Annotated in this window: 13 protein-coding genes; 4 read left to right on the forward strand and 9 right to left on the reverse strand. The window is 70.4% G+C overall.

The features are described 5' to 3' along the window. The first annotated feature begins 1 nt into the window (after nt 1). Genes E7Z54_RS13730 through E7Z54_RS13740 form a run of 3 tightly spaced genes read left to right on the forward strand, consistent with a single transcriptional unit; the run spans nt 2 to nt 3652 of the window. Nucleotides 2-1522 (forward strand): aldehyde dehydrogenase (NADP(+)), encoded by a 1521-nt coding sequence (locus E7Z54_RS13730; RefSeq protein ID WP_136434597.1) that lies wholly within the window; start codon nt 2-4, stop codon nt 1520-1522. Beyond that, the gene (locus tag E7Z54_RS13735; protein WP_240769678.1) at nt 1519-2841 is read left to right on the forward strand and encodes an enolase C-terminal domain-like protein; all 1323 of its coding nucleotides are present in this window, start codon (nt 1519-1521) and stop codon (nt 2839-2841) included. Before E7Z54_RS13730 ends, E7Z54_RS13735 begins: the two co-directional genes overlap by 4 nt. Nucleotides 2842-2884: 43 nt before the next feature. Continuing rightward, nucleotides 2885-3652, forward strand: coding sequence for a sulfite exporter TauE/SafE family protein (locus E7Z54_RS13740; RefSeq protein WP_136434599.1), 768 nt, complete (start codon nt 2885-2887; stop codon nt 3650-3652). A gap of 55 nt (nt 3653-3707) precedes the next feature. Here the strand turns inward: E7Z54_RS13740 and E7Z54_RS13745 are convergent, their stop codons facing one another. Further along, nucleotides 3708-5879 (reverse strand): thiamine pyrophosphate-dependent enzyme, encoded by a 2172-nt coding sequence (locus E7Z54_RS13745; protein ID WP_136434601.1) that lies wholly within the window; start codon nt 5877-5879, stop codon nt 3708-3710. A 118-nt stretch (nt 5880-5997) separates the two neighbouring features. Between E7Z54_RS13745 and E7Z54_RS13750 the strand changes: the two genes are divergently transcribed. After that, a complete protein-coding gene (locus E7Z54_RS13750; protein WP_136434603.1) occupies nt 5998-6477 on the forward strand; it encodes a VanZ family protein in 480 nt (159 codons plus the stop codon). Between the two features lie 22 nt (nt 6478-6499). Here the strand turns inward: E7Z54_RS13750 and E7Z54_RS13755 are convergent, their stop codons facing one another. The 8 genes from E7Z54_RS13755 to E7Z54_RS13790 all read right to left on the reverse strand — a co-directional run bounded on the left by E7Z54_RS13755 (nt 6500) and on the right by E7Z54_RS13790 (nt 18252). Continuing rightward, entirely contained in the window at nt 6500-7486 is a 987-nt protein-coding gene (locus E7Z54_RS13755) for an electron transfer flavoprotein subunit alpha/FixB family protein (protein WP_136434605.1), read from the reverse strand. Then, the gene (locus E7Z54_RS13760) at nt 7483-8259 is read right to left on the reverse strand and encodes an electron transfer flavoprotein subunit beta/FixA family protein (protein ID WP_136434607.1); all 777 of its coding nucleotides are present in this window, start codon (nt 8257-8259) and stop codon (nt 7483-7485) included. Before E7Z54_RS13760 ends, E7Z54_RS13755 begins: the two co-directional genes overlap by 4 nt. Beyond that, nucleotides 8256-10763: a GcvT family protein gene (locus tag E7Z54_RS13765; protein ID WP_136434609.1), complete on the reverse strand. Its 2508-nt coding sequence runs from the start codon at nt 10761-10763 to the stop codon at nt 8256-8258. The genes E7Z54_RS13760 and E7Z54_RS13765 overlap by 4 nt, the downstream gene beginning before the upstream one ends. 115 nt (nt 10764-10878) lie before the next feature. Beyond that, the gene (locus tag E7Z54_RS13770; RefSeq protein ID WP_136434610.1) at nt 10879-11868 is read right to left on the reverse strand and encodes an ABC transporter substrate-binding protein; all 990 of its coding nucleotides are present in this window, start codon (nt 11866-11868) and stop codon (nt 10879-10881) included. Between the two features lie 48 nt (nt 11869-11916). Further along, nucleotides 11917-13965 (reverse strand): ABC transporter permease, encoded by a 2049-nt coding sequence (locus E7Z54_RS13775; RefSeq protein ID WP_136434612.1) that lies wholly within the window; start codon nt 13963-13965, stop codon nt 11917-11919. Next, the gene (locus E7Z54_RS13780; RefSeq protein WP_136434614.1) at nt 13962-15041 is read right to left on the reverse strand and encodes a quaternary amine ABC transporter ATP-binding protein; all 1080 of its coding nucleotides are present in this window, start codon (nt 15039-15041) and stop codon (nt 13962-13964) included. Before E7Z54_RS13780 ends, E7Z54_RS13775 begins: the two co-directional genes overlap by 4 nt. Then, nucleotides 15038-16735 carry a choline dehydrogenase gene (gene betA, locus E7Z54_RS13785; protein ID WP_136434616.1) on the reverse strand — a complete coding sequence of 566 codons (1698 nt, stop codon included), beginning with the start codon at nt 16733-16735 and terminating at the stop codon, nt 15038-15040. The genes E7Z54_RS13780 and betA overlap by 4 nt, the downstream gene beginning before the upstream one ends. A gap of 14 nt (nt 16736-16749) precedes the next feature. Next, complete coding sequence (locus E7Z54_RS13790) at nt 16750-18252, reverse strand: aldehyde dehydrogenase family protein (RefSeq protein WP_240769679.1); 1503 nt, start codon at nt 18250-18252, stop codon at nt 16750-16752. Nucleotides 18253-18294 lie beyond the last annotated feature (42 nt).

The raw sequence follows: 18294 nt of genomic DNA on the forward strand, positions 1-18294 counted from the left end.
CATGACTGACAGGCTCGTCACCACAAGGGCCCACTCGACCATCGCCGGCGTCGCTGTCGACGCTCCCGACGTCGAGGCTGCGACCACGGCAGCAGCCGCGGCGTTCCCGATCTACCGTGCCACCACGCCCCGGCAGCGCGGGGACTTCCTCGAGGCGGTCGCGGCTGAGATCGAGTCCGACGAGGACGCGATCATCGCGGCGGCCGTGGCCGAGAGCGGTCTGCCCCAGGGCCGGATCACCGGCGAGCTCGCGCGGACCACCGGCCAGCTGCGACTCTTCGCCGGCGTAGCGCGCCAAGGGGATCACCTCGGTGTCCGGCTCGACCCGCCGCTCCCGGACCGCACCCCGCTCCCCCGCCCCGACCTCAGGCAGCGGATGGTCCCGCTCGGCCCGGTCGCCGTCTTCGGTGCCAGCAACTTCCCGCTCGCGTTCTCCACGGCGGGCGGCGACACCGCCTCGGCGCTCGCTGCCGGCTGTCCGGTCGTCGTCAAGGGCCACCCCGCCCACCCGGTCACCGGCACTCTGGTCGCCACCGCCGTCAACCGCGCCGTCGAGAAGGCCGACCTGCCCGCCGGCGTGTTCTCCCACCTGCTGGCCGAGGGCTTCGAGCTGGGCCAGGCACTCGTCCGAGACCCGCGCATCGCCGCCGTCGGGTTCACCGGCTCCCGCGGCGGCGGGCTCGCGCTGGTGCGAGCCGCTGCCGAGCGGCCCGTGCCGATCCCCGTGTACGCCGAGATGTCGTCGATCAACCCCGTCGTCGTGCTGCCGGGCGCACTGGACCGAGCAGCGGGCGCCGACGTGGAGTCCCTCGCCACGGCATACGTCGGGTCCCTCACCCTCGGCGCCGGCCAGTTCTGCACCAACCCAGGCCTGATCTTCCTCCCGGCGGGCGAGGACGGAGACGCCTTCCTTCGCGCTGCGGGCCGGGCGGTGGCCGAGGCCACGGGCGGTCGAATGCTCACCGCCGGCATCGCCTCGGCCTACGCCGACGGCACCGCTCGCCTCCGCGGGACCGACGGCGTGCGCGTCGTCGCCTCCGGGCGGCCGGGTGAGGGCGAGCACGCGCCGGCCGCGATGCTGCTCGAGGCCCCAGCCGATCTTCTCGAGGACGTCTCCGACGAGGTGTTCGGTGCCTCCGGTGTGGCGATCCGGTTCGAGGATGTGGACGCCCTGATCAGCACTCTCGAACGTCTTGAGGGTCAGCTGACCGCTACGGTCCATGCGACCGAGGCGGATTGCGAGGCCGCCGCTCAGTTGCTGCCGGCTCTCGAGCTCCTGGCCGGCCGGATCCTGTTCAACGGCTGGCCCACCGGTGTCGAGGTCTGCCATGCGATGGTGCACGGCGGCCCGTTCCCGGCCACGTCCGACGGTCGGAGCACATCGGTGGGCTCCCTGGCGATCGAGCGCTTCCAGCGTCCCGTGTGCTACCAGGACGTACCTGCTGCTCTGCTGCCGGCAGCCGTCCGCGACGACAACCCGTGGGGGCTCGTCCGCCGCGTCGACGGTGAGCTCGAGAAGTGACGGCGACCATCGCGCGGATCGAGGTCGTCCCGGTCGCCGGTCACGACTCGATGCTGCTCAACCTCAGCGGCGCGCACGGACCGTTCTTCACACGCAACATCGCGATCGTGACCGACTCCGAGGGTCGGGAAGGGCTTGGCGAGGTACCCGGCGGTGAGGCCATCCGCGCGACCATCGAAGACGCCACCGAACTGCTCCTGGACCAGCCGGTCCTGCGCTACCGCTCGCTGCTGCGCGAGGTGGCCTCCCGGTTCGCCGGACGCGACGCCGGCGGTCGCGGGGTGCAGACCTTCGACCTGCGCACCACGGTCCACGCTGTGACCGCGCTCGAGTCGGCGCTCCTCGACCTGGCCGGCCAGGCACAGGGGGTGCCGGTCGCCGAGCTGCTCGGCGACGGACAGCAGCGTGCGCAGGTGCCGATGCTCGGCTACCTCTTCTATGTCGGCGAGGTCGACCGCACCGACCTGCCCTACCTCCGCGAGCCCCAGGGAGCGGACAGCTGGGAGCGGATGCGGCGCGAGGCCGCCCTGTCCCCCGAGGCGATCGTCGGTCTCGCCGAGGCGGCTCACCGCCGCTACGGGTTCAACGACTTCAAGCTCAAGGGTGGGGTGCTCGCCGGCGCCGAGGAGGTCAAGGCGGTCACCGCACTGCATGAGCGTTTCCCGGACGCGCGGATCACCCTCGATCCCAACGGCGCCTGGACCCTGGCCGACGCGATCGAGCTGTGCCGCGAGCTCGGCGACGTGCTCGCCTATGCCGAGGACCCGTGCGGCGCGGAAGGCGGCTACTCCGGCCGGGAGGTGATGGCTGAGTTCAAACGCGCCACCGGGCTGCGGACCGCCACCAACATGATCGCCACCGACTGGCGGCAGATGGCCCACGCCGTGCGCACGAACGCCGTCGACATCCCGCTCGCCGACCCGCACTTCTGGACCATGGCCGGATCCGTGCGAGTGGCACAGCTGTGCCACGAGTTCGGGCTGACCTGGGGCTCCCACTCGAACAACCACTTCGACGTCTCGCTCGCGATGTTCACCCACGTCGGCGCTGCCGCGCCCGGCGAGATCACCGCACTCGACACCCACTGGATCTGGCAGGACGGCCAGGGCCTGACGACTGCGCCGCTCGAGATCCGCGACGGTGCGATCGAGGTCCCCACGACGCCCGGCCTCGGAGTCACCCTCGACCGCGACCGCCTCGCCGAGGCCCACGATCTCTACCGCGAGCAGAGCCTGGGCGCGCGGGACGACTCGGTCGCGATGCAGTACCTGGTCCAGGACTGGACCTTCGACCCCAAGCGTCCGTGCCTCGTGCGCTAGGGCGGCGTCCGGCGTCCGGCGCGGCGATGACAGCATCGACGCGGTGAGTGCCGAGATCGTCTGGCTGCTGCTCGCGGGGGTCGGGGCCGGTCTGACCGGCTCGGTGGCCGGCCTCGCCTCTCTCGTCAGCTTCCCGGCACTCCTGGCCGCAGGACTGCCCCCGGTCGCGGCCAACGTCACCAACACGGTGGCGCTCTTCGGCGTCACCGGCGGCACCGTCGCGGGCTCCCAGCGCGAGCTGCGCGGTCAGGGCGACCGCATCCGCGTGCTGGTGTTGGTCTCCGCCGCCGGTGGAGCGGCCGGCGCCGCGTTGCTGCTGGCGACTCCTCACGAGGTCTTCGCGGCGGTCGTGCCCTGGCTGATCGGTGCCGGTTCGGTCCTGCTCATCATGCGCGACCGGCTGCGGACGTGGGCGGCCACTCGCAGTAGAGAGGTCCAGCGTGCGCCGCGCCCGGTCGGCCGAGCGCTCGGGTGGGGTGCGGCGGTCCTCGTGCTGGGCGTCTACGGCGGCTATTTCGGCGCCGGCGTCGGAATCATCGCGCTGGCCGCGCTCGCACTCGAGCGGGTGGAGCCGCTGGCGGTGACGAACGCCGTGAAGAACGTCGCCACCGGCAGTGCCAATGCCGCGGCCGCGATCGCCTACATCGTCTTCGCACCGGTCGACTGGAGCGCCGCGGTCGCCGTCGGCCTCGGCGCGCTGGTGGGCGGCTACCTGGGCCCGGCGATCGTCCGGGTGGCGCCGGAGAGGCCGCTGCGGTGGCTGGTCGCTACCGCGGGTCTCGTCCTCGCGGTACACCTGGCGATGAGCTAGCCGCAGCCATCGGAGGGGCCTCCGGTGTGAAGCGGCTCGAGGGCGGCGGGGTCCGTCAGCCGTGGGTCCGCGCGAGGCGGCGTCCGACCGCGACCACCTCGTCCTCCTGCACCAGCACCGCAGCCGCGGCGGGACCGAGCGGGACGAAGCTGTCGGCGCTCGCGACACGGGCCATCGGCACCCGGATGCCTGCCTCGACGAGGGCGGTGATGACGGCCTCGGCGACGCCACCTGCCGCGCGGGTCTCGTCGACGATGAGGACCGCGGCCGCGGCATGGGCGGCCTCGACCAGGGCTGCGGTGGGAAGCGGAGTCAGCCAGGTGAGGTCGAGGACGGTGCAGTCGATGCCCTCGCGGGTCAGCGTGAGCGCCGCCCGCCGACTCATGAAGACACCGTTCCCGAACGTCACCAGGAGGAGGTCCGCGCCGCTGCCGTACGTTGTGAGGTCGCCGAGCCTGCGGGAGGTCGACTCGTCGAACTCCGCCAGCCAGGCCCGGTCCTCGCCGATCAGGTCCTTGGTGTGATATCTGGCGATGGGCTCGAGGTAGACGCACACCCGACCGTCGTCGCGCGCGAGGTCGAGACAGCCGCGCAACAGCCCGGGGGCGACGGCGGGGTGGCTCGGAACCGCGAGCACCAGGCCGGGTATGTCGCGGAGGACCGCCACGGAGTTGTCGTTGTGGAAGTGCCCGCCGAAGCCCTTCTGGTAGGCCAGGCCGGGGATCCTGACGACCATTCCGTTGCGGTACTGCCCGTTGGAGAAGAACCGCAGCGAAGCGGCCTCGCCGCGCAGCTGGTCCTCGGCGTTGTGCAGGTAGGCGAGGTACTGGATCTCGGGAATGGGGAGGAACCCTGCGAGACCGGCGCCGAGCGCCGTACCGAGGATCGTCTGCTCGTCCAACAGGGTGTCGAACACCCGGACCGAGCCGAAGCGACGGTGCAGCCCCCGGGTCACGCCGTACACGCCGCCTTTGACGGCGACGTCCTCGCCGAAGACCAGGACACCCGGGTCGGCCTCCAGCTCCTGGGCCAGGGTGGCGTTGATCGCCTGGGCGAGCGTGACGAGCTTCCCCGTCGGGGCCTCGGACCGCCTCGGCGTCCGGCTCGGCGTCCGGCTCGGGTGCGCGGCGCGCCTCGCGGCGCCGTAGGTCAGCGGAGCGACGACCTCGTCGCGACGGGAGAGTCGCGGTTCGGCACACACGCTGCGCGCGACCTCGCCGACGTGCTGGCGGATCTCCTCGTAGCGCGCCAGGACGTGGTCCCCGGTCCACGCCCCGTTCTCGACCAGCGCCCGCGCGGTGGCGAGCAGCGGGTCGTCGTCGTAGTCCGCCTCGATGGCACGCGGGGAGCGATAGGCACTCTCCACGTCGGATCCGGCGTGTGCCATGAAGCGGACCATGTCCAGGTGCAGGATCGCCGGGCTCCGGCGTCCACGCACGGTCGCGAGCGCTTCCTCCGTCGCGGTGAGCAGAGCGACCGGGTCATGGCCTGCGGCGGAGAAGTACGGAACGCCCGGCTGGTGACGCAGCGTGGAGGCGACCCAGCCACGGGGAGAGCGGGTGCTGATCCCGATCCCGTTGTCCTCGCAGACGAGCAGGATCGGACAGGCCTTGTGTCGATGCGTCAGGTACGCGGCGGCGTTGAGTGCCCCGGTCGCGGTCGAGTGGTTCACCGAGGCGTCGCCGAAGCTGCAGATCACGACCGCGTCGTGCGGCCAGGGGGTGGAACGCTCCAGCAACGACGCCTTGCCGAGCGCGTACGCCAGGCCCACGGCTCGTGGCAGATGCGAGGCGATCGTCGAGGTCTGCGGAATGATGCTCAGCTCCCGGTGACCGATGACCTTGTGCCGGCCACCGGAGATCGGGTCCTGCGACGAGCTGGTCAGGCTGCGCAGCGTCTCCCGCACCGGGTCCACCGCTCCTGACAGGGCAGCCCGCGCGGCGTAGAACCCGCCCGATCTGTAGTGCAGGAGCGCCGGATCGGAGACTCGGGAGAGCAGGCCCAGCGCAGCGTTGGACTCATGTCCCGCCGATCCGATGGTGTAGAAGCACTCCCCCGACCTCTGGAGAGTACGAGCGGCGAAGTCGAGATGCCGGCTCGTCGCCTGCGCGTCGAACATTGCCGTCAGGCGAGGAACCGTCCCCTCGTCAGCGGCCGAGGACGTGGGTGATCCGGATGCGCGCAGGACCTCGACAGCACTGACGAAGTGCTGGTCGACAGGTTCCATGTCGGCACACTAGTAGCGCCTGCCCGCCGAGCCGTGACGTTCTCCGCGAGGCGATGGCCCGGTGCTGTCGACCCGGTGCTGACGACCCGGTGTACCGGCGGCCCGGCACACTTGCGGAGTGCTCCACCGTCACCCCCTCCTCAGCCTGGCCTCCGGCGCCTACCTTCTGTTCGTCGGCTGGCTGACCCTGACGCCGCAACCGATCGACGCGGACCACCAGGACCTCATCCTTCGCGCGCTCGACGCGCTGCACCGGCGCGGATACGCCGAGTCGATCGACTACACGCGACTGGAGTTCCTCGCCAACATCGCCCTGTTCGTGCCGATCGGGGTGTTCCTGCTGCTCCTGTTCGGCGCGGGCGGGTGGTGGGTGGCTGCGATCGGCTCCTTCGCAATGACGGCGATCATCGAGACGATGCAGCGGCAGATCCCCGGCCGGGTGCCGGACGACCGCGACCTGGTCGCCAACTCGGTCGGCGCGCTGATCGGGATCGCGATCGCCCTGGTGCTGACGCTGCCGGCGACCCTGAGACGGCGACGCCGGCGGCAGCACGCCCGGGCGCAAGCGGTGCGCCGCCCGATCCAGCACCAGCCCTGACCGGTGCGGCAGCACGCCCGCGTCAGCCCTTGCGCTTGCGCAGCTCCTCGTTGATCGCGGGCACGATCTCGTGCAGGTCGCCGATCACGGCGTAGTGCGCCTTGGCCACCATCGGCGCCTCCGCGTCGGTGTTGATCGCCAGGATCGTCTTGGCGCTCGAGCAACCGGCCCAGTGCTGGATCGCGCCGGAGATGCCGCAGGCGACGTAGAGGTCGGGCGAGATCCGGCTGCCCGTCTGACCGACCTGCTCGTGGTGCGGTCGCCAGCCGAGGCTGGTCACCACCCGGGAGACTCCGAGCGAGGCGTCCAGCAGGTCCCTGAGCTCGAGCAGGTCGCCGAACCCCTCGGCGCTGCCCGCGCCCCGACCGGCACCCACCACCACGCGGGCGGTCTTGAGCCCGCCGGACAGGTCGGCCTGCGGCGGCTCGGACGAGACCACCCTCGCGATCAGGTCCGCCTCCGCCACCTCCGGGCTGGACGGGACGAGCCGCCCGGCGCCCGGCGTCTGCGCCGGCACAGCCTCGACGGCGTGTCCGGCGACGGTGAAGACGGCCGGCCGCTCGTCGAGCACCATCTCCTCGAGCACCGAGCCGCTCACGACCTGCCGAGTCACCGTGAACGGGGCGAGTCCCTCGAAGGAGACGACGTTGGCCGCCATCGCGACGCCGATGCGCGCCGTGAGGTGGGCGAGCACCTCCATGCCTCGCGGGGTGCCGGCCGCCGTCACCACGACCGCACCGGTCGAGTCGCGCACCGCCTGCACCGCGCTCGCCCAGGACGCGCCGCCGTAGGCGCTGAACGCCTCCCCCGTGGCGTGGTGCACGTCGCGCACGCCGTACGACGCCAGCTGCTGCGCGAGCTCCTCGGCCGTACCCGGGAGCTCGCCGACGACCACCGCGTCGACAGGTACCCCGCCGCCCGCAGCCGAGAGGTCGCGAGCGAACGTGATCGTCTCCCGCGAGACCTCGATCGCGCCCGTGGCGTCGGTCTCCACCAGTACCAGGATCATCGCGACACCACTCCCAGTCGCTCGAAGAGGTCGACCACGGCCGGCGCGGCCTCGGGGCCCTCGCCGAGGATCTGGACCTCGCTGGGCTGCGGAGGCGGCAGCTTCAGCCGGCGCCGCTTCGGACCGCTCGGCTCGCTCACCGGCGTCCGGCGTTCGATCTCCACCTTCTTGGCCTTCATCCGGCCCGGCACTGTCGGATACCGCGGCTCGACGCCGCCCTCCAGCACGGTCACCACGGCCGGCAGCGGGACGCGGTACGTCTCGTGCCCGTCGGGCCCGCTGACCCCCGCCACCACGGCGCCGTCCTCGACGGCGATCGTGGCGGCACCGTTGATCACCGGCCGGCCGAGCTCGTAGGCCAGCCGGATGCCGACCTGGAAGTCGCCGCTGTCGGCCGCGTCGTTGCCGAGGAGCACCAGATCGTGCGGTCGGCCCGCCGCCTCGTGGTCACGGACGACGGCGGCGATCTCGCGCGCCACGTCGGCCGGACCGAAGACCGTGGGATCGGCCTCGACGTGGGTCGCGGCCGTGCAGCCCACCGCGAGCGCCGAACGGAGCTGCTCCACGGCCGCGGGGTCGCCGAGGGTGACCACCGAGGCCGCGCCGCCCACGGCCGCGGCGGTCTGCACCGCCAGCTCGATCGCGCACTCCTCGTGGTTGCTGACCGTGAAGCCGGCGTACCGCCCGTCGACGGCCTGCTCGTCGTCGGAGAGCACGACCTCGCCGGAGGAGTCGACCACCCGCTTCACGCAGACGAGGACGTCGAGGCTCATCGGATGCGCTCGTTCTGCGGGTCGAGCAGGGGTGTGGCGTCCACCGAGGCGACGGTCACCGGATAGAGCTCCTCCATGTACGACACGGCCAGCTCGTTGCCGAGCACCGCCTGCTCAGGCGGCAGGTAGGCCATCAGCAGGTGCTTGCCGAGCGACGGCGCAGAGCCGGCGGTCGTGACGTACGGGTGCCGGCCGTGTCCGTCCGTCAGCGTGCCGCCGTCCCGGGTCAGGATCGGCTCCCCGCCGAGCATGTACCGCTTCCTGCCCGACGCCGACGTGTGGTCGTCGACCGTCATCGTGCACAGCACGGTGGCCGGTGCCTGCTCGCGCTGGGCCAGGTACGCCTCCTTGCCGACGAAGTCGGCGGCCTTCACCTTCGGTCGCTGCATCCCGGCCTCGACGATGGTCCGCTCGGCGTCGAGCTCGAACCCGAAGGCGCGGTAGCCCTTCTCGACGCGACCCGTCGTGCCGTAGACGCCGATGCCCACCGGAACCGCGCCATGCCGCTCACCGGCCTCGAGCAGGGCGTCCCAGACCTTGGCCGCGTCGCGCATCGGCACGTAGAGCTCCCAGCCCAGCTCGCCGACGTAGGAGATCCGGGAGGCCAGCACGGTCACGTCGCCCAGAGGGATCTCACGGCAGCTGAGGAACCCGAACCCCTCGTCCGAGACGTCGTCGGACGTGAGCGAGGAGAGGATGTCGCGGGCCCGTGGTCCCCAGAGGCCGATCGTCGACACCTCGTCGGTGACGTCGGTCAGCGTCGTCCCGTCGCCGGGAAGCTGGTCGCTGAACGTCTTCCGGTCGGCCATGCCGTGCGCGGCCCCGGTGACCACCCGGAAGTGGTCCTCACCCAGGCGCATCACGGTCAGGTCGGAGACGAAGCCGCCCGCGGCGTTGAGCACCGGGGTGTAGATGACCTTGCCGACCTTCACGTCGCACTGCGCGACACAGGTCCGCTGCACCGTGTCCAGGGCGCCGGGTCCCTCGATGTCGAAGACCGCGAAGGCCGTCAGGTCCACCACGCCGGCCGCCTCGCGCATCCGCAGGTGCTCGGCGTTGATGATCGGGCTCCACCAGCGCGCGTCCCACTCGTGCTCACGCGGCATCACCCGGTCGCCGTACTCCTCGAGGAGGCTGGCGTTCGACTCGTACCAGTGGGGACGCTCCCAGCCGCCGGTCTCGAAGAAGAACGCACCGAGCTTCTTCTGCGACTCGTGCATGGGCGCCAGCCGCTGGTTCCGGTCGGACTCGTACTGCTCGGCGGGGTGGATGATCCCGTAGGTCTTGATGAACGACTCGGTGGTGCGCAGCCGGGTGTGCTCGCGGCGCATCTGGTGGGGGTGGAAGCGGGCGATGTCGCTGTGCTGGATGTCGATCTCGGAGTAGCCGTGGGTCATCCACTCCGCGACCGCCCGACCGACGCCGGGGCCCTCCTTGATCCACACCGCCGAGGCGGTCCAGAGGCCCTTGACGTGGCTCTCCCCCAGGATCGGCGCCCCGTCACAGGTCAGGGACAGCAGGCCGTTGATCGCGTAGCGCATCTCGGCGCCCTCGGCGCCGAGCAGCTCGGGCATCAGCTCGTAGGCCTGCTCGAGCTGCGGGTCGAAGTCGTCGGAGGTGAACGGGAGCTCGGTCGGCGACAGCTTGGCCTGCTCGATCGAGGGGATGTCCTCGGGCTCGTGCAGGATCGCGCGGTGGGCGTAGGAGCCGACCTCCATGTCGGCGCCGTGCTGGCGCTCGTAGCAGAACGTGTCCATGTCGCGCACGATCGGGAACGAGATCTCGCCCTCCTGCTCGGCGAGCTGGGGGCAGGGGCCGACGCTGATCATCTGGTGCACCGCGGGCGTCAGCGGGATGCTGACGCCGGCCATGTCGCCGAGCTTGGGGCTCCACACGCCGGCGGCGATCACCACGACCTCGGCCTCGATGTCGCCGCCATCGGTCCGAACCCGGCGGATCCGACCTCCCTCAACGTCCATCCCCACGACCTCGACGTTGGGTACGACCGTCAGCTGGCCCGTCGCCAGTGCGCTCTCGCGCATGATGGTGCCGGCCCGCAGCGAGTCGACGACGCCGACGCTGGGGGTCCAGAACGCGCCGATGAACTGGTCGGTCTCGATGAAGGGCACCTTCTCCTTCACGAACTCCGGGGAGACGAGCTCGGCCTCGATCCCCCACGCCTTGGCGCTGGACATCCGCCGGCGGAGCTCCTCCATCCGCTCCTCGGTGCGGGCGAGCTCGAAGCCGCCGGACTGGGTGAAGACGTCCATCTCCTGGTACTGCCGGACCGAGTCGAGGGTCAGGTCCGTGATCTCGCGGGAGTGGTCGACGGGGAAGATGAAGTTCGACGCGTGGCCGGTCGAGCCGCCCGGGTTGGGCAGCGCCCCCTTGTCGATCTGCACGATGTCGCGCCAGCCCAGGCGCGCCAGGTGGTGCACCAGGCTGTTGCCGACGATGCCGGCGCCGATGACGACGACGCCTGCGGAGGTGGGGACGGTGGCCACGGGCACTCCCAGTTGATCGGTTGCGTGATGTGCAGTTCGTGCTGTGCGAGACGAAGAAGGACGGTCCGGGCCCGGCCGGGTGTCGATGCCCGGCCGGGCGCGGTGAGGCCTCAGGTCACTGAGGCAGCCAGGCGTCCACCTTGTCCTGGTTGTCCTCGACCCACTTGGCGGCGGCGTCCTCCGGGGACATGCCGTCCTGGGAGATGTACTTGGCGACCGTGTTCTGGTCGTCGTTGGTCCACTCGAAGTTCTGGACCAGCTCCACACCGGGGCCGCCCTCGTCCACCCACGAGGTCGAGAGGATCTTCTTCAGCACGGTCTCGGGGTAGTCGCAGTCGACCTTGGCGGGGTCGGCCTGGCAGCCCTCCTCGTAGGGCGGCAGCGCCACCTTCTCCAAGGGCAGCTCGGCGAAGAGCCACTGCGGCTCGTAGAAGTAGCCGATCAGGAACTCCTTGTTCTCCTCGGCCCGCTGGAAGGCGGTGATGCTCGCCGCCTCGCTGCCGGAGAAGACCACCTCGAAGTCGAGACCGAGGTTGCTGATGATCGCCTCGTCGAACTGAACGTAGGACGGGTCAGCGCCGAGGAACTGGCCCTTGTCCCCGGTCTCGGAGGTGGCGAACTCCTCCGCGTACTTGTTGAGGTTCTCGGCCTGCAGGATGTCGGGGTGCTCCTCGGCGAGCCACGGCGGGACGTACCAGCCGATGATGCCGACGTTCCCGTTCGGGCCGCCGTCCATCGCGCTGCCGTCGCCCTGGTCGGCGAAGAACTTCTTCTCGAGGTCCGGGTGGCCCCAGTCCTCGATGACGACGTCGACCTCACCGGTGCCGAAGCCCTGCCAGGAGACGTCCTCCTTCAGGTCCTTGTAGTTGACGGTGCAGCCGAGCGTCTCCTGTGCGACGTGGCCGACGACATAGGCGCTCGCCTCGTAGCCGACCCACGGGTTGACGGCCATGTTGATCTCGCCGCAGTCCCCCAGCTCGGCAGCACGCTTCTCGTTCTCGCTCTGCTCCGCCTCGATCGAGCTCTCCCCACATGCGCTGAGGATGAGCGCCGCGCACGCCGCGACCGAGACCAGGCCCGCCGCCCTCTTTCTGGTGTGTTGCACTGTGTTCTCCTTGGTTGTTGTGTCGCGAGTGCGTACTACGAGTGCGTACTACCGAGATCCTGTCGGCTTCAGGTCACGCCGTCGCGCTTTTACGCCGATGTCTGTAGCGCGGTCGGTGCTGGCGGCCGCCCGGGTGATCCGGTCGACCATGATCCCGAGCAGCACGATGCTGAGTCCGGCCAGCGCGCTCCTGCCCCACTCCTCCGAGCGGGAGATCCCGAGCACGACGTCGTAGCCCAGCGCTCCGCCGCCGACCAGGCCGCCGATGACCACCATCGCGAGCACGTAGAGCAACCCCTGGTTGGTGGCGAGAACCAGGGAGCTGCGGGCCATCGGGAGCTGGACCTTGGTGATCTCCTGCCAGGTGGTGCACCCGGTCGAGCGGGAGGCCTCCACGGTCTGCTCCGGGACGCTCTTGACCCCGTCGGCGACCAGCTTGATGGCGGCGGGCGCGGCATAGATGATGGCGGCCACGATCGCGGTGAACTTCCCGTTCCCGAAGAGCGCGAGAACGGGGAGCAGATAGACGAACGGCGGGATGGTCTGGCCGGCATCGAGCAACGGCCGCAGCACCACGTCGACCCGACGGCTGCGGGCCATCCAGACCCCGAGGACCACGGCCAGGGCCATGACCATCAGGGTGGCGACCAGCGTCATGCTCAGGGTGACCATCGAGTTGTTCCAGTAGTCGAGAAGGCGCAGCCCGGCAAGGCACACCACCGTCGGAACCAGCGCCCTGACGCCCCCGATGACGAACGCCAGGAGGACGATGGCCAGCGCCGCGACGTACCACGGCGACTCTGACAGCAGGGACTCCAGGGGATTGAGCAGGCCGATGGTGATGCCGTCCTTGACGGCCCCCGTGATGCCGCCGAACGTGTCGACCATCCAGCCGGTGAAGGAGTTCACCTGGTCCGCGACGCGGCGGCCCGACTCGTTCTCCGGGAAGTCCGCCGCCCATGCGTAGTAGCGCGACAGGTAGATGGCCACGGCCGTCGCCAACGTCGCGACTCCGATGACTGCGAGTCGCTGTCGACGGCTCTCGCCGTGGCCCCTGGCCACCCGGTCGCTGCGCAGGCTCGCCGCCGTAGCGGCGCGGTCGAGCATGATCGCCATCACCACGATCAGCGCTCCGGGCACGAAGCCGGCACCGATGTTGAGCGTGCGCAGCGCCTGCAGTACGTCCTTGCCGAGACCCGGGCCGTTCACGTAGGCAGCGATCGTCGCCATCGCCAGCGCGGCCATGATGGTCTGGCTGAGACCCACGACGATGGTTGCCCGGGCCATCGGCAGCTGAACCTTGACCAGGCGCTGCCAGAACGTCTGACCTGCCGAGTTCGTCGCCTCGATCGTGGTGGGCGAGACGTGGCGAATGCCGTGCCCAGCGATCCGGATGATCGGCGGTAGCGCGTAGATCAGCGTGCAGACCACGGCCGCCGAGGCGCCGATGCCGAAGAACAGCACCACCGGCACCAGGTAGACGAAGGTCGGCATGGTCTGCATCAGGTCCAGGAGAACCGTCACCGCGCGGTCGGCCCTCTTGCTGCTAGCGATCCAGATGGCCACCGGCATCCCGACCAGCACGGCGACCGCTACCGCGACGAACGTGACGATCAGCAGGTCCATGGCGCTCGACCAGTAGCCGAACAACCCGAACGAGACGAACGACGCTCCGACAAGAACGGCGATCCGCCAGTTGGCAATGACCAGTGCGATGCCGACCGCGGCGACCGTGACGCCCAGCCATCCGATCTCGGGCACCGGACGAGGAAGGTTCGCGATCGAAATCAACCGCTGCAGCCAGTCGACCGCGTCCACGAAGGTGCTGCCGACCCCGTAGGTGAACTGGATGATCGGGTTCGTGTCGCGGCTGGCGAGCACATCGTTGTTGAAGCCGGTCAGCCGGTCTGTCAGGCCCGTGCGCACCCGCACCGGGCGCCCCAGCGTGTCGGTGCCCTTCATCAGCGCCCACACGACGATCCATCCTGCGACGACGACAAGGCCCCAGGCCCAGCGCGGGATCGTCATTCGCCCCAGGAACGAGGGCGCCTCAACAGCGGCCGGCTCCTTCCTTGGCGCTTCGAGCGTGGTGCTCATGCCGGCGCGTCCTCCTCCGCCACGACCACGCGCAGGATCGCGTCGTCGTCGACGATGCCGACCAGCCTGTCGCCTTCGACCACCCGCACGGGGTGCTCGGATGCGAGCGCCGCCTTCGCCGCCTGCCGGACGATCGTGCCGGACGACATCACCGGACCGTCCATCGAGTCGTCGGGACGCGGCTCACGCATCACCCACTTGAGGGTGAGCACGTGCGAGCGCGGCACCTCCGAGACGAAGTCGCGGACGTAGTCGTCCACCGGGGCTCCCACCACCTCGTCCGGCGCGCCGATCTGGACGATCTCGCCGTCGCGCATGATCAGGATCCGGTCGCCGAGCTTGAGCGCCTCCTGGAGGTCGTGGGTGATGAAGACCATGGTCTTGCCGAGGTCCCGGTGGAGCCGGATCACCTCGTTCTGCATGTCTCGGCGGATCAGCGGGTCGAGCGCCGAGAACGGCTCGTCGAACAGCAGGATGCTGGGATCACCCGCGAGCGCGCGGGCGAGGCCGACGCGCTGCTGCATGCCACCGGAGAGCTGGTCGGGATAGGAGTGGGAGAAGCCCTCCAGCCCGACCAGGGACACGACCTCCTCGGCCTTGGCCCGTCGTTCCTTCTTCTTCATGCCGCGGATCTCGAGCCCGTAGGCGATGTTGTCGATCACCTGCCGGTGCGGGAGCAGGCCGAAGTGCTGGAACACCATCGACACCCGGTTGCGCCGCAGGTCGCGGAGCTGGGCCTCGGTGGCGTTGGTGACGTCGATCCCGTCGATCTCGATCGATCCGGCGGTGGGCTCGATGAGGCGGGTCAGGCAGCGGACCAGCGTGGACTTGCCGGAGCCGGAGAGGCCCATCACCACGAACACCTCGCCCGGAGCCACCTCGAACGAGACGTCCTTCACGCCGGCCACGCAGCCGGTCCTCCGCTTGAGCTCGGCACGCGGGAGGTCGGCGTCCGGCGTGCCGATGATCTTGTCGGCTCGGGGGCCGAAGACCTTCCAGAGGTTGCGCACCGACAGCGCACTGTCACCCGTCGCGGCCGCGGCCTCGGCGTCCTTCTTCTCCGTTGCGACGCTCATGCTGGCTCCTCGTGGTTGCGGCGGTCGCCGGGTGGGTGCAGCGGGGTTCCGTCCCGGTAGCGGTAGTAGGGCACATCGGCGGGAGGAAGGGGCGTGTCCCCGGCGATCAGGTCGGCGGCCTTCTCGGCCACCATCATCACCGGCGCGTAGATGTTGCCGTTGGTGACGTAGGGAAAGACCGACGCATCGACCACGCGGAGCCCCTCGGTGCCGTGCACCTTCATGGTGGCCGGGTCGACGACCGACATCTCGTCGATGCCCATCTTCGCGGTGCACGACGGGTGCAGCGCCGTCTCCGCGTCGGCCCGGACCCAGTCGAGGATCTCCTCATCGGTCTGGACCGACGGGCCGGGCGAGAGCTCACCGTCGTTGTACGGCTCGAACGCCGGCTGGTTGAGGATGTCGCGCGCGACTCGGATCGCCTCGACCCATTCCTTGCGGTCGGTGGCGGTCGAGAGGTAGTTGAAGCGCATCGACGGGTGCTGGCGGGGGTCCTTCGACTTGATCCGGACCCAGCCGCGGGTGTCGGCGTACATCGGCCCGATGTGGACCTGGTAGCCGTGGCCCTTGGTCGGGGCCGATCCGTCGTACCGGATGGCGACGGGAAGGAAGTGGAACATCAGGTTGGGATAGTCGACGTCCTCGTTGCTGCGGGCGAAGCCGCCACCCTCGAAGTGGTTGGTGGCGCCGAGCCCGCTGCGGTGGAACAGCCAGTCGTAGGCGATCTTGGGCCGCATCCGCCAGCGCAGGCCCGGCGCGATCGAGACCGGCTGCTTCGAGGCGTACTGGATGTAGACCTCGAGGTGGTCCTGGAGGTTCTCGCCGACGCCGGGCAGGTGGTGGACGACGTCGATGCCGTGCTTGGAGAGCAGCGCCTGGTCCCCCACCCCGGAGAGCTGCAGCAGCTGCGGGGTGTTGATCGCCCCGCCGCAGAGAATCACCTCACCCGCTTCGACGCTGTGGCGGCGACGACCGCGCTCGTAGTCGACGCCGACGGCGCGGGTGCCGTCGAACCGCACGCCGGTGACGAAGGCCAGCGTCTTTACGGTGAGGTTCTTCCGGTCGCGGACCGGGTGCAGGTACGCGCGTGCCGCCGACAGCCGGCGGCCGCGGTAGACGTTGCGGTCGAACTTCGCGAACCCCTCCTGGCGGTAGCCGTTGACGTCGTCGGTGAGGGGGTAGCCGGCCTGGGTGGCGGCCTGGAAGAAGGCGTCGAAGAGCGGGTTGGTCGCCGGGCCCCGCTCGAGCTTGAGGGGACCGTCGCCGCCGCGCCAGTCGTCGGCGCCGGCGAGGCAGTTCTCCATCTTCTTGAAGTACGGCAGGCAGTGGAGGTAGTCCCAGTCCTCCAGGCCCGGCTCGCGCGCCCAGCGCTCGTAGTCGAGCGGGTTGCCGCGCTGGAAGATCATCCCGTTGATGCTGCTGGACCCGCCCAGCACCTTGCCCCGGGCGTGGAAGACCCGGCGGTTCTTGAGGTCCGGCTCCGGGTCGGTCTCGTACTTCCAGTCGTAGAGCCGGCTGCCGATCGGGAACGGCAGCGCGGCGGGCATGTGGATGAAGGGGTCGATCTTGTAGTCGGATCGACCGGCCTCGAGGACGAGCACGCTCGTGCTCGGGTCGGCGGACAGCCGGTTGGCGAGCGCACACCCTGCGGACCCACCGCCCACGATGACGATGTCGTACCGCTCCGAACTCATACCGCTCCTCGTCTCTAGCCGGCGAACCAGCGCTGCTGGGCCGGTCGAATGTTGTGCCACACGTGCTTTGTCTCGCGGTACTCGTCCAGCCCGGCCAGGCCGAGCTCGCGGCCGATCCCGGACTGCTTGAACCCGCCCCACTCGGCCTGCGGCACATAGGGGTGGTAGTCGTTGATCCAGACCGTGCCCATCCGGAGCCGGGCCGCGATCCGCTGCCCCTTGCCGGCGTCCCGGGTCCAGACCGCGCCCGCCAGCCCGTAGATGCTGTCGTTGGCGATCGCGACGGCCTCGTCCTCGCCCACGAAGGTCTCCACGGTCAGCACGGGACCGAAGGACTCCTCCTGCGTGACCGTCATGTCCGTGCGGCACCGGTCGAGGACCGTCGGGAGGTAGTAGTAGCCGTCGGCCAGGGCGGGATCGTCGGGGCGCGTGCCGCCACAGCGGAGTACGGCGCCCTCGGCCAGCCCGGCGGCGACGTACTTCTCGACCTTGTCCCGGTGCGCCTCGCTGGTGAGCGGCCCGGTCTCGGCCTTGTCGTCGAACGGTCCGCCGAGCCGGATCCGCCCGGCCCGCTCAACCAGGGCGTCGACGAACTCGTCGTGGATCGACTCCTCGACCAACAGCCGGGCTCCTGCGGAGCAGACCTGACCGGAGTGCAGGAAGACCGCGGTCAGCGCGAAGTCGAGGGCGACCTCGAGGTCGGCGTCGGCGAAGACGATGTTCGGGTTCTTGCCGCCGAGCTCGAGGGCGACCTTCTTCACAGTGCCGGCGGCGGCCGCCATGATCCGCTTGCCGGTGGCCAGTCCCCCGGTGAACGAGACGAGGTCGACCCGCGGGTCCTCCGAGAGCGGCGCGCCTGCGTCAGGCCCGGCGCCGAGCACGAGGTTGCCGACGCCCGGCGGCAGGCCGGCCTCCGCGAGTAGCCTCATCAGGTGGATCGAGGTGTGAGGGGTCAGCTCGCTCGGCTTCAGCACGAACGTGTTGCCCGCCGCCAGGCACGGGGCGACCTTCCACGAGACCTGGAGCAGCGGGTAGTTCCACGGGGCGATCAGTCCGCACACGCCGATCGGCTCGTGGACGACCCGGCTCACGACGTCGGGGTTGCCGGTGTCGACCATTCGGCCGGCGTCCTCAGCGGCGATCCGCCCGTAGTGGCGGAAGACCCCGATGATGTCGTCGATGTCGTACTCGGACTCCACCAGGCGCTTGCCCGTGTCGAGCGACTCCATCCGGGCCAGGGCGTCCTTGTCGCGCTGGAGCAGGTCGGCCACCCGCAGCAGCAGGTCTCCCCGCTCGCGCGCCGAGGTGCGCGGCCACGGGCCCTCGTGGAAGGCCCGGTGCGCGGCGTCGATCGCCGCACGGGTGTCCTCCGCGGCGGCCTCGTCGACCTCGGCCACCAGGGTGCCGTCGGCGGGGCACCGGATCTCCCGCCGTCCACCCCCGGCTGCGGCGCGCCACTCACCGTCGACGTAAAGGTCCGGCACGCCCCACTCCGCTCGTTCGCTGTTGTTACGCATTGCGCACTGTGCTGCTTGTGACGCAACACACACTGAGAATGC

It is taken from the genome of Nocardioides sp., from assembly GCF_004803405.1.
Taxonomy (GTDB): Bacteria; Actinomycetota; Actinomycetes; order Propionibacteriales; family Nocardioidaceae; genus Nocardioides; species Nocardioides vastitatis.